The 14,630-nt window shown below is 61.1% G+C and carries 11 protein-coding genes and 1 other RNA gene; 7 read left to right on the top strand and 5 right to left on the bottom strand.

Annotated features, from left to right (window positions below; genetic code table 11):
* Positions 1–8: 8 nt before the first annotated feature.
* The 4 genes from GM668_RS19880 to GM668_RS19865 all read right to left on the bottom strand — a co-directional run bounded on the left by GM668_RS19880 (position 9) and on the right by GM668_RS19865 (position 7,293).
* Positions 9–1,781 (bottom strand): fumarate reductase/succinate dehydrogenase flavoprotein subunit, encoded by a 1,773-nt coding sequence (locus tag GM668_RS19880; protein ID WP_155440704.1) that lies wholly within the window; start codon positions 1,779–1,781, stop codon positions 9–11.
* Positions 1,782–1,783: 2 nt separating this feature from the next.
* A complete protein-coding gene (locus GM668_RS19875; protein ID WP_155440703.1) occupies positions 1,784–2,542 on the bottom strand; it encodes a GntR family transcriptional regulator in 759 nt (252 codons plus the stop codon).
* A 209-nt stretch (positions 2,543–2,751) separates the two neighbouring features.
* Positions 2,752–3,642, bottom strand: a complete 891-nt coding sequence (locus tag GM668_RS19870; RefSeq protein WP_229499584.1) for an SMP-30/gluconolactonase/LRE family protein — start codon at positions 3,640–3,642, stop codon at positions 2,752–2,754.
* Between the two features lie 108 nt (positions 3,643–3,750).
* Complete coding sequence (locus GM668_RS19865) at positions 3,751–7,293, bottom strand: EAL domain-containing protein (RefSeq protein WP_170305724.1); 3,543 nt, start codon at positions 7,291–7,293, stop codon at positions 3,751–3,753.
* Positions 7,294–7,459: 166 nt separating this feature from the next.
* Between GM668_RS19865 and ribBA the strand changes: the two genes are divergently transcribed.
* The 4 genes from ribBA (at position 7,460) to GM668_RS19845 (ending at position 10,286) form a co-directional block, all read left to right on the top strand.
* On the top strand, positions 7,460–8,575 hold the full coding sequence (gene ribBA, locus GM668_RS19860) for a bifunctional 3,4-dihydroxy-2-butanone-4-phosphate synthase/GTP cyclohydrolase II (protein ID WP_155440701.1): 1,116 nt from the start codon (positions 7,460–7,462) through the stop codon (positions 8,573–8,575).
* 39 nt (positions 8,576–8,614) lie between these two features.
* On the top strand, positions 8,615–9,103 hold the full coding sequence (gene ribH, locus GM668_RS19855) for a 6,7-dimethyl-8-ribityllumazine synthase (protein WP_155440700.1): 489 nt from the start codon (positions 8,615–8,617) through the stop codon (positions 9,101–9,103).
* Between the two features lie 78 nt (positions 9,104–9,181).
* A complete protein-coding gene (gene nusB / locus GM668_RS19850) occupies positions 9,182–9,652 on the top strand; it encodes a transcription antitermination factor NusB (protein ID WP_155440699.1) in 471 nt (156 codons plus the stop codon).
* 145 nt (positions 9,653–9,797) lie between these two features.
* A complete protein-coding gene (locus GM668_RS19845) occupies positions 9,798–10,286 on the top strand; it encodes a nucleoside deaminase (RefSeq protein ID WP_155440698.1) in 489 nt (162 codons plus the stop codon).
* A gap of 48 nt (positions 10,287–10,334) precedes the next feature.
* Here the strand turns inward: GM668_RS19845 and GM668_RS19840 are convergent, their stop codons facing one another.
* Entirely contained in the window at positions 10,335–11,228 is an 894-nt protein-coding gene (locus tag GM668_RS19840; protein ID WP_155440697.1) for a transglycosylase SLT domain-containing protein, read from the bottom strand.
* Positions 11,229–11,726: 498 nt separating this feature from the next.
* Between GM668_RS19840 and ubiD the strand changes: the two genes are divergently transcribed.
* The 3 genes from ubiD to dnaX all read left to right on the top strand — a co-directional run.
* Positions 11,727–13,211, top strand: a complete 1,485-nt coding sequence (ubiD, locus tag GM668_RS19835) for a 4-hydroxy-3-polyprenylbenzoate decarboxylase (RefSeq protein WP_155440696.1) — start codon at positions 11,727–11,729, stop codon at positions 13,209–13,211.
* A gap of 55 nt (positions 13,212–13,266) precedes the next feature.
* An RNA gene (gene ffs, locus GM668_RS19830) (signal recognition particle sRNA small type) lies at positions 13,267–13,365 on the top strand.
* A gap of 103 nt (positions 13,366–13,468) precedes the next feature.
* Positions 13,469–14,630: DNA polymerase III subunit gamma/tau (gene dnaX, locus GM668_RS19825; RefSeq protein WP_155440695.1), on the top strand; the 1,162-nt coding region annotated here is incomplete at its 3' end.

Below are 14,630 nucleotides of genomic sequence, written 5' to 3'. Positions count from 1 at the left end.
TGTTCCTTTCAGGCGGCTAATGGAGAAGAGATGGGGGCCGCGGTTACTGGTGTTGCTGGCGCGGCGCGCTGCACGCGCAGGCGCTGGTAGGCGGTCTTTTCCTCATCGTCCAGCGGCACGATGTACGGCGCGACCGGGCGCTTGAAGCACGTCATTTCGCCATCGGTCTTTTTCAGCTGCACGTGGACGAACCATTCGGCATCGTTGCGCTGCGGGTAATCGGCGCGGTTGTGGTACAGGCCCCAGCGGCTCTCCGTGCGGTACAGCGAAGCGCGTGCCGCCATTTCCGCGCAATCGCGGATCGCGTGCACTTCCATGGCCCGCATCAATTCATGCGGATTGGTGGCGGCGATGCGGTCCAGGTCCGCACGGATGGCTTCAAAACGGGCCAGGCCCAGTTCCATCTTGCGCGTGACTTTCGGCGGCTGCAGGTAATCGTTGACCATGCGGCGCAGCTTGTATTCCACTTGCTGCGGCGGCAGCCCATCTTTGCGCTGCAATGGCGCCCACACGCGATCGCGCTCCGCTGCGATCTGTGCTTCATCGGCATCGGGCAGGGTGGTTTGCGCGCAGCGCTGTGCTGCGCTTTCCCCAGCCAGCTTGCCGTACACGAAGGCGCCCAGCATGTAGTTATGGGGTACGCACGCCAGGTCGCCTGCCGCATACAGGCCGGGCACCGTGGTGGCCGCGTGTTCATCAACCCACACACCGGATGCCGAGTGGCCGCTGCACAAGCCGATTTCCGAGATATGCATTTCCACCATTTGCGCGCGGTAGTCGGTGCCGCGCCCTTCGTGGAAACGTCCGCGGCTGGGGCGCTCGTTGGTGTGCAGGATATGTTCGATGGTGCTGATGGTTTCTTCGGCCAGGTGGTCCAGCTTGAGGAACACGGGGCCGTTGCCGCCTTGCAGTTCGTTATAAAACTCTTGCATCATCTGGCCGCTCCAATAGTCGCATTCGATGAAGCGCTCGCCTTTGGCGTTAGTCGTATAGCCGCCGAACGGTCCCGTGACGTAAGCGCACGCGGGGCCGTTGTAATCCTTGATCAAAGGGTTGATCTGGAAGCATTCAATGCCTGACAGTTCCGCCCCCGCGTGGTACGCCATGCTGTAGCCATCGCCCGCATTGGTGGGGTTTTCGTACGTGCCGAACAGGTAGCCGGACGATGGCAATCCCAGGCGGCCTGCTGCGCCGGTGGCCAGTACGACGGCCTTGGCGCGGATCACGTGGAAGTCGCCCGTGCGGCAATCAAACGCCATGGCGCCGGCAATGGCGCCATCTTCGGCCGTCAGCAGGCGCGTCGCCACCAGGCGGTTCGTGATGTCCACGCGCGCCCGTTTCAGGCGCCGGTACAGCACTTTCTTGATGTCGTGGCCTTCCGGCATCGGCAACACATACGTACCCATGTGGTGCACCTTGCGCATCGCATAGTCGCCGTTTTCATCTTTTTCAAATTTCACACCCCAGCTGTCCAGTTCTTCGATCATGGGGAAGCTGCCCTGCGCATACGCCATCACAGTAGCCTGGTTGACGATGCCGTCATTGGCCGTCGTGATTTCTTTCACATATTGTTCTGGCGTGGCGAAGCCCGGTACGACGGCATTGTTCAAGCCATCCATGCCCATGGAAATGGCGCCGCTGCGGCGCACGTTGGCTTTTTCCAGCAGCAGGACTTTGAGTGCGGGGTTCGATTCTTTGGCCTTGACGGCCGCCATCGGGCCGGCCGTGCCGCCTCCGATGACCAGCACGTCGACTGTCTGAGTAATGGTTTGGGGTTGCATAATTAGTCCTTGTTGATGCGGAGCCGGTATTGAAAGGCGTCGCCGCGGAAGTACAGGTATTCAAAGTCCAGGGGCACGGCGCTGCCATCGGCGGCTACGCTGTGCGTCAGCCGCTCGATGCGCAAGATGGCGCTGCCCTCGGCCACGCGCAGCGCTTCGGCCAGCGCGGCGTCGGCTGCCACGGCATCGATGCGCAAGTCGGCGTGGCCCAGTTGGATGCCGTAATCGTTTTCCAGGATCAGGAAAATGTCGCGCTGCGCCAGGTCGGCGCTGCGCAGCCGTTCGCCGATGTGCAGCGGCAGATACGTGCATTCCACCGACAGCGGTTCGCCGTTCAGGCAGCGGATGCGGCGGATTTCCGATACATGCGTACCGGTTGCGATGCCCAGCTGTTGCGCCACGGCGGCGCTGGCTGGCACGGCACTGTGGCCGGCCACCACGTTGCGGATGCTGTGGCCCAGCCGCGCCATCGCTTGCGCAAAACCTTCCAGCTGCGTCAATTCCTGGAATGCCTTGGGCTTGGCGACAAACGTGCCTTTGCCGGGCACCTTGAAGATCAAGCCTTCCTTGTGCAAGTCGCCCAGCGCCTGGCGCACGGTAATGCGGGACACGCCGAACAGCGCACACAAGGTGCTTTCCGGCGGCAGCTGCGCGTGGATGGCGTAGCTGCCGTCGAGGATGCGTTCGCGGATCCGTTCGCGCACTTGTGCGTGCAGCGGGACGGGTGCGAGTAATTCGGATTTCAGGAATTCATTCGGCATCTGAGCTGACCTGTCATGACAGGTAATGAGTAGCTGGTGATGCCGAGTGTAGGGAGGGGAAGCGGGCGGGGGAACGAATATGATCGCGCAAGCTTATGCCGCGCGGCTGTCTATCGATATGCGGCGGCGGCGCGTATGGTTATGCGAAAAACGTTGTCAAAAAAGACAAGGGCGGCCGCATGGGCCGCCCTGGCAAAGCGGGTGTTCGATTATGGACGGCCGTAGCGCGCGGGAGGGACGCCTGGCACGTCGACGTCCACGGCAAACAGGCCGCCGGCCAGCGGCTCCCTGGCGCGCTGTTCATCGCTCAAGCCTTCCCAGGCCGTCGTGATGAACAGTGTCTTGTAATCCGGGCCGCCCAGCACGCACGATGCGGGCTGCGATACCGGCATGGCCACGGTGGCCAGCAATTCGCCTTCCGGGCTGTAGCGGCACACGCGGCTGCCGCCCCATTGCGCGACCCATACGCAGCCTTCTGAATCGACCGTCATGCCGTCCGGCGAGCCATATTCGCCGCCATAGGTCTTCCACAGGCGCGCTTCGCCCAGCGTGCCATCGCCGCGGATGTCGTATGCAAAGGTACGGTCGATGAAGCTGTCATTGTGGTACAGCGTCTTGCCGTCCGGGCTGAACGCGGGGCCGTTGCAAATGCGGTAATCGTCGAGCGCCACGTGCAGTGCGCCATCCGGGTCAAGGCGGAACAGCTGGCCGTCCGGGCGGCTCTTGTCGTTGCCGTTCAAGGTGCCGGCCCACAGCCGTCCCTGCGCATCGGCCTTGGCGTCGTTCAGGCGCACGCCGTGCCGGTCTTGCACGGGCTGGTGCACGTATTGCACGCGCAGTTCCGGCTCCAGCCACAGGCGCACGATGCCATCCTTGAGGCCGGCCATAAAGCCGTCGCCATCGGCGCGGGGCACGATCCAGCAAATCGATGTCGGCAATTGCCAACTGTGCGTGGAACCGTCCGCGTCATATGCGTGCAGCACGCCGGGAATCAAATTGACGAAATATAAGCGCTGTTGTTCTGGCAGCCACAATGGGCCTTCGCCCAGTTCGGCGCCCAATTGCCACAGCAGGCGGGGAGTGTAGGTGGTTGTCATCATGGCAGGATGTGATGCGAGGAAATCGATACTATGCCGCAACGGGTATAGCGCCAACTATATAATTCTTCATGGAATGTATTCCAAATTGAGATAGCTGTTATGAGTGAGTCAACCAGCACGCCGCTCGCCCTGTTCGGCCTGCCGGAATGCCGCGTGGACCGTTGCCTTTAATTCAGCATCGTCCCAGGGCTTGGCCACGCATTTATACACGGCGCCCCGGTTGACGGCGTCTGTCACGGTTTTGATGTCGGTATAGCCGGACAGCAAGATGCGCACCGTCTGCGGATACAGTTCGCGGGCGCGGGCTAAAAATTCCGCGCCCGGCATGTCCGGCATGCGCTGGTCGGATACGATGACTTGCGCAGCTTGCGTGGCCAGCAATTCCAGCGCTTCGCGGCCGCTGTGTGCGACCACGATGCGGTAGCCTTCGCGCCGGAACAGCCGTGCCATCGCATAGGCGGCGCCCGGTTCGTCATCGACCAGCAGCAGCGTGCGCGCCGGCACCAGCGCCAGGTTTTCCTGCATCAAGGTGCGCCCTTCGCGCAGCAGGGCGCCAAAATCGGCGGCCGCCAATGGTTTGCTGAACAGGTAGCCCTGGATTTTGTCGCAGCCGATACTGCGCAGGTAATTCAGCTGGCCTGGTGTTTCCACGCCTTCGGCCACCACCACCAGGTCCAGCCCGTGGGCCAGCGCGATGGTCGCTTGTGCAATGGCGGCGCTGCGCGGTTCGCACGTAATGTTGCGGACAAAGGTCTGGTCGATTTTTAATTTGTCGAGCGTGAAGCGCGACAGGTAGCCCAGCGATGAATAGCCGGTGCCGAAATCGTCCAGCGACACGGACACGCCCATCTGCGCCAGTTCCGACAATTGCGCCTGCACGGCTTCCGCATCCTGCATCATGATGCTTTCCGTCAGTTCGATTTCCAGGCATTCCGGCGCCAGCCCGGACGCTGCCAGCGCTGTGCGCACGGTGGCAGGCAGGTTGCCGGCGGAGAGCTGGCGCGCCGAGACATTGACGGCCACCGGCAGCGGCACCAGGCCCGCCTGCTGCCACGCCTTGTTCTGGTCGCAAGCCTGCTGCAGCACCCATGCGCCGATTTCAATGATTTGGCCCGTGTCTTCCGCCAGCGGGATAAAGTCCGACGGCGGCACCATGCCCAGCTCCGGACTGTGCCAGCGCAGCAGCGCTTCCATGCCGCTGATGCGGCCATCGGACAGCGACACTTGCGGCTGATACAGCAGCGTCAATTCATTGCGTTCGATCGCATGCCGCAAATGCCTTTCCAGCGACATGAAGCGCTGCGCGTGCGCATTCATTTCGCCCGTGAAGAAACGGAAGCCGTTGCGGCCCGCTTCCTTCACGTGCGACAGCGCCACGTCCGCGCCAATGAGCAGCGCGCTGGCGGTGGCGCCATCGCGCGGATAAATGCTGATGCCGACGCTGGCCGTTACATAGATATCCTGTCCCTGCAAATGCACGGGGCGGGCGATTTCCTCCATCAGCTGGCGCGCCGCCACGATGACGTCGTCGGGCTGTTTGCACTTGGTCAGCATCAGCGCGAACTCATCGGCGCCCAGGTGGGCCAGCGTGTCGCCCGGCGTGACGATGCGGTTCAGCCGCCGCGCCATGGCCTGCAGCAGCGCGTCGCCCGCATCGTGGCCCATGCTGTCGTTGATGCGCTGCAGCCGGTCGACATTGAACAGCACCACGGCCACCATGGCGCCATCATGTCCCGCGGCGGCCATCGCCAGCTGCAGCCGGTCGTTCAGCAGGTTGCGGTTCGGCAGCAAGGTGAGGGGATCGTGGTTGGCCAGGAAGTCCAGCTGGTGGTGGGCTTCCTTCAGCGCACTGATATCGGACGACACGGACACATAAGCGCTGATATTGCCGTGCGGGTCGCGCACGGCGCAAATGCTCATGCGCTCCGGGTAGACCTGGCCATTCTTGCGGCGGTTCCAGATTTCACCGCGCCACTGGCCCGTGTTTTCCAGGCTGGCCCACATGGCGCGGTAAAACGCGCTGTCGTGGCGGCCGGAATGCAGCAGGCTGGGATTGCGGCCCAGTACCTCGCGCTCCTTGTAGCCGGTGATTTGTTCAAACGCGGGATTGACGCCGATGATCCTGCAGTCGGCATCGGTGGTGGTGATGCTTTCCTGCGTATTGTCGAACACCATGGCGGACATGCGCAGGCGGCTTTCCATCTGGCGCCGCTGCGTCGTGTCGCGCAGGATGGCGGTGAACATCTGCTTGCCGTCCACGTGGACGATCGACAGCGATTGCTCGGCAATGAATTCTTCGCCATTCTTGCGCCGTCCATGCACTTCCGCCACGCGGCCGCTGTAATACGGCTCGGTGGTGAGGCGGAATTGTTCATAACGCATGCGCGCCTTGTTGCGGTAGCGCTCCGGCATCAGCAGCATGACGCTCTGGCCCAGCATCTCCGTTTCCGTATAGCCGAACATGGCGACGGCGGCCCGGTTGAAGTGCAGGATGTGCAAATCATGGTCCAGCGTGACGATGGCGTCCGGCGCCGATTCGCTCATGGCGCGGTAGCGGTTTTCACTGGCGCGCAGCGCCAGGTCGGCATCGCGCCGCGCGCTCGCTTCCATCTGCAGTTGCGCCGCATGGCGCTGCACCACCTGGTACAAATTCAGGCTGTAATAGGCGACCGTCAGCTGCGCCGCCAGCGTGGAGGCCGTGTGTACGTCCTGCTCCGTGAATTCCGGCTGGTTATGGCGGCCCGCGAAATACAGCCAGCCGTACAGGTTGTAGCGGTCCCTCAGGGCCATGCCCAATAAATTGCGCACGGGCGGGTGGCCTGGCGGCAGGTTGTCCATCGGGCCATCGGACGCGGCAAGGCGCACCACGTGGTGCGCGTCGAGCAGGGAGCCGGGCAAGGTGCCGCGGTCCAGCGCATGGCCGCAGAGGACGGCCGGGTCCACGCCGTGCGTAGCCAGGTGCTGCACCACCTGCTCCTGGCCGTCCAGCAGGCACAGGGCAATGCATTCCGCTTTCAGGATGTGGGCGGCCGTCTCCGTGAATACCTTGGCCATCTCGGCGCCATCGCGTTCGCTGCTCAGGCGCAAGCCCAGCGCCACCAGCTCATTGGCGATGGCCAGCGCCTCGGTGGCATCGGCCAGCGCGGACGCAGGCGGTTCCGCGGCGTGCAGGGGGGCGGAGGCGGCGCCGCTGTCCTGCAAGGCTGGCGGGATGGCTTGCGGCGCTTCGGCATGCAGCCCCAGTTCTTCGCTGACCGCATCGAGTATGGTTTGCGGATCGGCCGGTTTCGACAGCACCGTGCGCACGCCGCACGCGGCGGCCATCGCATGCATTTCCTGGCATGAATAGGTGGCGCTGAAAAAGATCACGGGGATGTGGCACAGCGTGGGATCGTTGCGCAATTCCTGCGTAAACGCATAGCCGTCCATGGTCGGCATCAGCAAATCCGTGATGATCAAATCGGGCCGCTCGCGCCGCGTCAGTTCCAGCGCTTGCGCGCCGTCGCCGGCCTGCAGCAGCCTGTGCGGCGTGAAACCTAGCAAGGTCAACAGGAATTCGCGGTTGGTGGGACGATCGTCGACCACCAGCACGGTGCGGGCGGCGCCTTGCTGCAGTGCGTGTTCCTGCGGTTCCTGGTCTCGGGCGGGCATGCTTGGTATCTCCATCTGCATGTCTTTGGTCATGCTTGATGCTACCTTGCTGCCTGTTTAATAGGCGCACTTCAGGGTAGCCGCCATTCCGAGGGGGAATTCAGGTTGAGATGCGCCAAATCCTTTAAAATAGAGGGTTAAGGAAACTCGAAACCAAGGATAAGCAATGTCTATCTCCAGCACCGAAGAAATTGTTGCCGAATTGCGCGCAGGCCGCATGGTCATTCTCGTGGACGAGGAAGACCGTGAAAATGAGGGCGACCTGGTGCTCGCAGCGGACTTCGTGACGCCGGAAGCCATCAATTTCATGATCAAGTATGCGCGCGGCCTGGTCTGCCTGACCCTGACCGAAGAGCGCTGCAAGCAGCTGGACCTGTCGATGATGACGGCCCGTAACGGTACGTCGTTCGGCACCAACTTCACGCAATCGATCGAAGCCGCGGAAGGTGTCACCACCGGTATTTCCGCGGCCGACCGCGCCAGGACCATCCAGGTGGCCGTGGCAAAAAATGCAAAACCTTCCGATATCGTCCAGCCGGGCCACATTTTCCCGCTGCGCGCTGTCAAAGGCGGTGTGCTGATGCGCGCCGGCCATACGGAAGCGGGCTGCGATTTGACGGCCATGGCGGGCCTGACCCCGGCGTCCGTGATTTGCGAAATCGTCAAGGACGATGGCACCATGGCGCGCCTGCCGGACTTGCTGGAATTTGCAAAAGAACATGATTTGAAAATCGGCACCATTGCTGACCTGATCCATTACCGCAGCCGCAATGAATGCATCGTCGAGCGCGTGGCGGAGCGCACGCTGAAAACTGCCAGCGGCGAGTTCCGCATGATTGCTTTCCGCGATACGCCGACCGGTTCCGCGCACCTGGCGCTGGTCCATGGCTCCATGGACCAGAACCAGGAATCACTGGTGCGCGTGCACCAGCCGGTGTCGATCCTGGACTTGCTGGAATCGGAAGCCACCACGCACTCGTGGACGATTTCCTCGTCGCTGAAGGCCATCAAGGATTCGCCGCAGGGTGTCGTCGTGCTGCTCAATTGCGAAGAAACTGCCGAGCAGTTCTTCAACCAGTTCGCAGCACTGGACCAGCCGGCGCAGCGTCCGGCGGGCCGCGCAGCCAGCATGGATCTGCGCAGCTACGGTATCGGCGCACAAATTTTGCGCGCTGTCGGCGTGCGCAAGATGAAATTGCTGGCCAGCCCGCGTAAGATGCCATCGATGGCGACTGGTTTCGACCTGGAAGTGACGGGATACGTGGCGAAACCTGCCGCGTAAACTGTTTATCAAACAACATCATATATCTAAGAGGCTGCCATGACTGTAGGAAGCTACGAAACCAATCTGTCCGGCGAAGGCTTGCGCGTCGGCATCGTTCAAGCCCGTTTTAACGAAGACGTTTGCCACGGCTTGCTGTCCGCTTGCCTGGCTGAACTGAAACACCTGGGCGTGGCGGACGAAGACGTGCTGCACGTGACCGTGCCCGGTGCGCTGGAAGTGCCGCTGATCTTGCAAAAGCTGGCTGAATCCCAGCAATTCGACGCACTGATCGCGCTGGGCGCCATCATCCGCGGCGAAACGTACCACTTCGAACTGGTGTCGAATGAATCCGGCGCGGGCATCACCCGCATCAGCCTGGACTTCGGCATTCCTATCGCTAACGCGATCCTGACCACGGAAAACGATGAGCAGGCTGAAGTGCGTATGGCGGTCAAAGGCGCGGAAGCTGCCCGCGTGGCAGTGGAGATGGCCAATCTGTCCATCGCGCTGGAAGAGTTGCAGCAAGACGCGGGCTACGACGAGTAAGCTTTTGGCCCAGAAAGACCGCAGCCGAGTCTATTCGCCGGCTGGCGGTCTTTTTCCATTTTTAAGACAGGTAACAACATGACCGATAAATCCTCCCACGCCAATCCAAGCAAGAACCGCACGCCGCGCCACCGCGCGCGCGAGTTCGCGCTGCAAGGCTTGTACCAGTGGCTGCTGAACAATGAAGAGTCGACCAAGGTGGTCAACAACATCCGCAATGCGCATGGTTTCGACAAGGCCGACGCGGAATTCTTTGCCAATCTGCTGCGCGGCACCATCGCAGATTCTGTCGAACTGCGCGAAACGTTTGCGCCGCTGGTTGACCGCGGCGTTGCCGAACTGTCGCCGATCGAGCACGCAGTGCTGCTGATTGGCGCTTACGAGTTCAAGAACCACCCTGAAATCCCATACCGTGTCGTCATCAACGAAGCGGTTGAGCTGACCAAGTCGTTTGGCGGTATCGATGGCCACAAGTATGTCAACGGCGTGCTGGACAAGCTGGCTGGCAAACTGCGTCCGGACGAAGTGGATGCGGACAAGAAGCGTTAATTGCTGTTGTCTGGATAGGCAAAGCCACCCGCCGCAAGGTTGAGGTGGCTTTTTGCTTATAGGGGCAGGTGGTTTGCCATGATAGTGATGGAGGAGGCCGGGATTAAGATGGGCGTATAGCCACCATCCACGGAGACATATATATATGAGCACAGAAAACGTCAGCTCCACCGACCTCGCGCTGCTGCGTGAAACCATCGCCCTGTCAGCGGATTCGCGCAACCGGGGGCGCCATCCATTTGCCGCACTGGTGGCCGATGAACATGGCCGTGTCGTGGCGCGCGCCGGTAATAATTCGATGCCGCCCGGCGATCCGACGCAGCACGCGGAATTATTGGCGGTGGCGGCAGCCGCCAAGGTGCTCAGTCCCGAGCAAATGGCGAAGTCCACGTTGTTTACCAGTGCGGAACCATGCTGCATGTGCGCGGGCGCCGTGTACTGGACCAATGTGGGGCGTGTCGTCTACGCATTGTCCGAACACAGGCTGCTGGAATTGACGGGCGCCCACCCTGAAAACCCCACGTTCTCACTGCCGTGCCGGGAAGTGTTTGCGCGGGGCCAGCGCCCGATTGGCGTCGTGGGGCCGCTGCTGGAAGACGAAGCGTCCGTTCCGCATCACGGTTTCTGGAAGTAGATAAAAAAAACCACCCGCAGGTGGTTTTTGACTGTCAGGCAGCCCGGCTTACAGGCCGGCCAGTTGCGAATCAGAAATTTTCGCGGAAGCCACTGCTGGCTCCGACGCTTTGACTGCCGGGGCAGGGGTCGCGATCAGCACCGGGTTGGTGGTCGGCACCTTCTTGCCGCTGGAAACCTGCTGCAGCTTCTTGTACTCAGCCAGGACTTTGGAGCCATAGCCTTCGTCCGTGTCAAATGCCGCGGCGCCCACGTACGATTTCAGGCCGGCTTCTACGGAACCGCCGCGGGTCACGTAATCCTTCAGGATCAGCGAGCCCACACGGATGTTGGCTACCGGGTTCAGCGCAGCTTGCACGCCGCCCATGTCCTGGAATTTGTCGTGGTGTACCTTCGACATCACTTGCATCAAGCCTTGCGCGCCCATCGGGCTTTCCGCGAACGGATTCAAGCCGGATTCAATCGCCATTACAGCCAGGATCAGCAGCGGATCCAGTTTGATTTCGCGCGCCGTCAGGTAGGCGGTCGAGACCAGCATATTGGTCGCATCGCTTGCTACACGGTAACGCTTGGACAGCCAAGTGGTGACCCACTCTTGCTGCTTCTTCGAACCCATCAACTTCTTTTCTTCTGCCGTCATGGGCGCTTCCGAAGAAGCTGCCTGCACGGCCGGCGCTTCCATCAGCGCGGTCAGCGGCGGGGCCGTTACGGTGGCTGTTTCCACTGCCTGTTGAGGCGCCAGGGTCTTGCTCAGGGCATGAGCCAGGTCCGGGCGGACGTACAGTACTGCAAGCATGACCAGCGCGGTCACGCCGCAAATGGTCATCGTATGCTGGGCGGTAGTCAGCAGGCTGCGCACGGTAACGCGCGACTTCGCCATGCTATTGGCCACCGAGGCCAGCTGGCGGGCGGCGGCAGCCACCCTGGTAGTGCGATTAGTCATAGAACTCCCCTGAAATGTCCGTAACGAGCGCATCCCCACCGCGTGTTATCAGCCACGCAGTTGTTTTTTTTGATGTGCCAATGCCGTGCATCAGAAATATCATCGTTCAACGCTGCCGTGAGCAGCCGTGGAACGCCATCATTGCTTGCCTGAGCTGTCGTTACCTGGTGCCTGGGCAGGTAAGCGGGACAGTCCGCAATACAACTTTTCTCGGGGGGTAAGGCAGACGCCTAAAGAAAACACTCCTTAAAATGTTTGTGGAGCCCCGACTCCGGTGAATGAATGGGTGACAACTAAGTTGGCGATCTGGCCATGTCCCCTGTTCAAGTAAGGCGAATTGTAGAAGCCGTTTTATATCACGTCAATACTAACAAAATTGTTCTTTATAACTTATTGATATAGGATTTTGAGGTGCAGTGCAGCAAAAACTAATAAAATCAAACACTTGTCTGAAAAACCTCAATACGGCTGTCCAAAGCGAAAAAATCGTAAAAAAATATGAAGTACACCGATCTGCGTGATTTTATTTCTCAACTGCAACGAATGGGCGAACTTAAGCCTGTTTTAACCCCTGTTTCACCGAATTTGGAGATGACGGAGGTTTGCGACCGCACATTACGGGCTGGCGGACCCGCGCTGCTGTTTCACAAACCTGCCGGTTTTGACATGCCTGTGCTGGGTAATTTGTTCGGTACGCCGCGCCGCGTGGCGCTGGGCATGGGGGCGGAAGATGTCAGTGAATTGCGCAAGATCGGCCACGTGCTGGCGCGCTTGAAAGAGCCGGAACCGCCGAAGGGGTTCAAGGATTTGATGGGCATGGGCTCGCTGGTGAAAGCCGTATGGGACATGTCGCCGAAAGAACTGCGCGGCGCGCCTTGCCAGGAAATCGTCTGGGAGGGCAATGACGTGGATTTGTCGCGCCTGCCGATCCAGCATTGCTGGCCAGGCGATATCGCACCGCTGATTACGTGGGGCCTGGTGATTACCAAGGGCCCCAACAAGAAGCGCCAGAACCTGGGCATCTACCGCCAGCAAGTGCTGGGCCGTAATAAAGTCATCATGCGCTGGCTGGCGCACCGGGGCGGGGCGCTGGATTTCCGCGAACACGCCGTGCAAAACAAAGGTAAACCGTATCCGGTGGCGGTGGCGCTGGGCGCCGATCCCGCCACGATCCTGGGCGCGGTGACGCCGGTGCCGGATACGTTATCTGAATATCAGTTCGCCGGCCTGCTGCGCGGCAGCCGCACGGAGCTCGTGAAAGCCATCGGCAGTGAATTGCGCGTGCCCGCGTCGGCGGAAATCGTGCTGGAAGGGCATATCTATCCGGATGAAAATCACCCGTCCGGCTATGAGCATGCGCTGGAAGGCCCGTATGGCGACCACACCGGCTATTACAATGAGCAGGACTGGTTCCCGGTCTTCACCATTGACCGCATCACGATGCGGCGCGACCCGATTTACCACTCGACGTACACCGGCAAGCCGCCGGATGAACCGGCCGTGCTGGGCCTGGCGCTGAATGAAGTGTTCGTGCCGCTGCTGCAAAAGCAGTTCACGGAAATCACGGACTTTTATTTGCCGCCGGAAGGCTGCAGCTACCGCATGGCCGTCGTGCAAATCCGCAAACAATATGCGGGCCACGCAAAGCGCGTGATGTTTGGCGTGTGGAGCTTCCTGCGCCAGTTCATGTATACGAAGTTCATTGTCGTGGTGGATGAAGACGTCAATATCCGCGACTGGAAAGAAGTGATCTGGGCCATTACCACCCGCGTCGATCCGGTCCGCGACACCACCTTGGTCGATAACACGCCAATTGACTACCTGGACTTCGCGTCGCCCATCAGTGGCCTCGGCAGCAAGATGGGCATCGACGCCACCAACAAGTGGCCGGGCGAGACGAACCGCGAGTGGGGCACGACCATTGCCATGACGCCGGAAGTCAAATCCAAGGTCGATAGCATCTGGGAAAGTTTGGGAATTTAACGGAATCACGCAGCCGGCCTCCCACGTTTCCGCCGGAGCGGTTATAATGGCGTCCGGCGGGCCCCTGCGCATTGCGGCATGGTCAACCTGGTCAGGTCGGGAACGAAGCAGCCACAGCCGTTCACCGCAAGTGCCGCAGATCAGGCTCGCCTCTTATGAAAGAAAAAACAGCTGCCCCGTGCAGCTTTTTTTTCGCCCTATGCGCTTCAGGCAACATTGCCAAAGTCCGCGCTGCCGTGCGTGGTAAAATTGCCCGCATGTCTTATCAAGTCCTCGCTCGCAAATACCGTCCCCGGAACTTTGAAACGCTCGTCGGCCAGGAGCACGTCGTGCGCGCGCTCACGCATGCGCTGAACACGGGCAGGCTGCATCACGCCTACCTGTTCACCGGCACGCGCGGCGTCGGCAAGACCACGTTATCGCGGATCCTGGCCAAATCGCTCAACTGTACCGGCCCGGATGGCACGGGCGGCATCACGGCCACGCCGTGCGGCCAGTGCGAAGCATGCCAGGCAATCGATGGCGGCCGCTTCGTTGACTATATAGAGATGGACGCGGCGTCGAACCGCGGTGTCGATGAAATGGCGCAGTTGCTGGAGCAGGCGGTGTACGCGCCGTCGAATGCGCGCTTCAAGGTCTATATGATCGACGAGGTGCACATGCTGACCAACCACGCGTTCAACTCGATGCTGAAGACGCTGGAAGAGCCGCCGGAACACGTGAAGTTCATCCTGGCGACAACGGACCCGCAAAAAATACCCGTGACCGTGCTGTCGCGCTGCCTGCAATTCAATTTGAAGCAGATGCCGCCGGGTCACATCGTCGGCCACCTGGCCAATATCCTCGGCCAGGAAAACGTGCCGTTCGAGCAGCCCGCGCTGCGCCTGCTGGCGCAAGGCGCGCACGGTTCCATGCGCGACGCCTTGTCGCTGACGGACCAGGCGATTGCCTATGCAGCCGGTGAAGTCACGCTTGATTCCGTGCAGGGCATGCTGGGCGCGCTGGACCAGTCGTACCTGGTGCGCCTGCTGGACGCGCTGGCGAAACAGGATGGCGCCGACTTGCTGGCCGTGGCCGATGAAATGGCGTCGCGCAGCCTGTCATATAACGGTGCGCTGCAAGACCTGGGCACGCTGCTGCACCGGATCGCGCTGGCGCAAACCGTGCCGGCCGCCGTACCCACGGATTTGCCGGAATATGCGGACATCGTGCGCCTGGCCGGTGAATTCGATGCGGAAGAAGTGCAGCTGTATTACCAGATCGCCGTCCATGGCCGCAATGAACTGGGCCTGGCGCCAGATGAATACGCGGGCTTCTCGATGACACTGCTGCGCATGCTGGCCTTTCGCCCCGGCGCCGGTGGCGCCGAAGGGGTACCGGTAGCGCAGGGCTCGGCCGCTGCGCTACCGGTACCCCTTC

Source organism: Pseudoduganella ginsengisoli (assembly GCF_009720865.1).
Classification (GTDB): Bacteria; Pseudomonadota; Gammaproteobacteria; order Burkholderiales; family Burkholderiaceae_D; genus Rugamonas; species Rugamonas ginsengisoli.
This window is presented reverse-complemented; position numbering and strand designations above follow the sequence as displayed.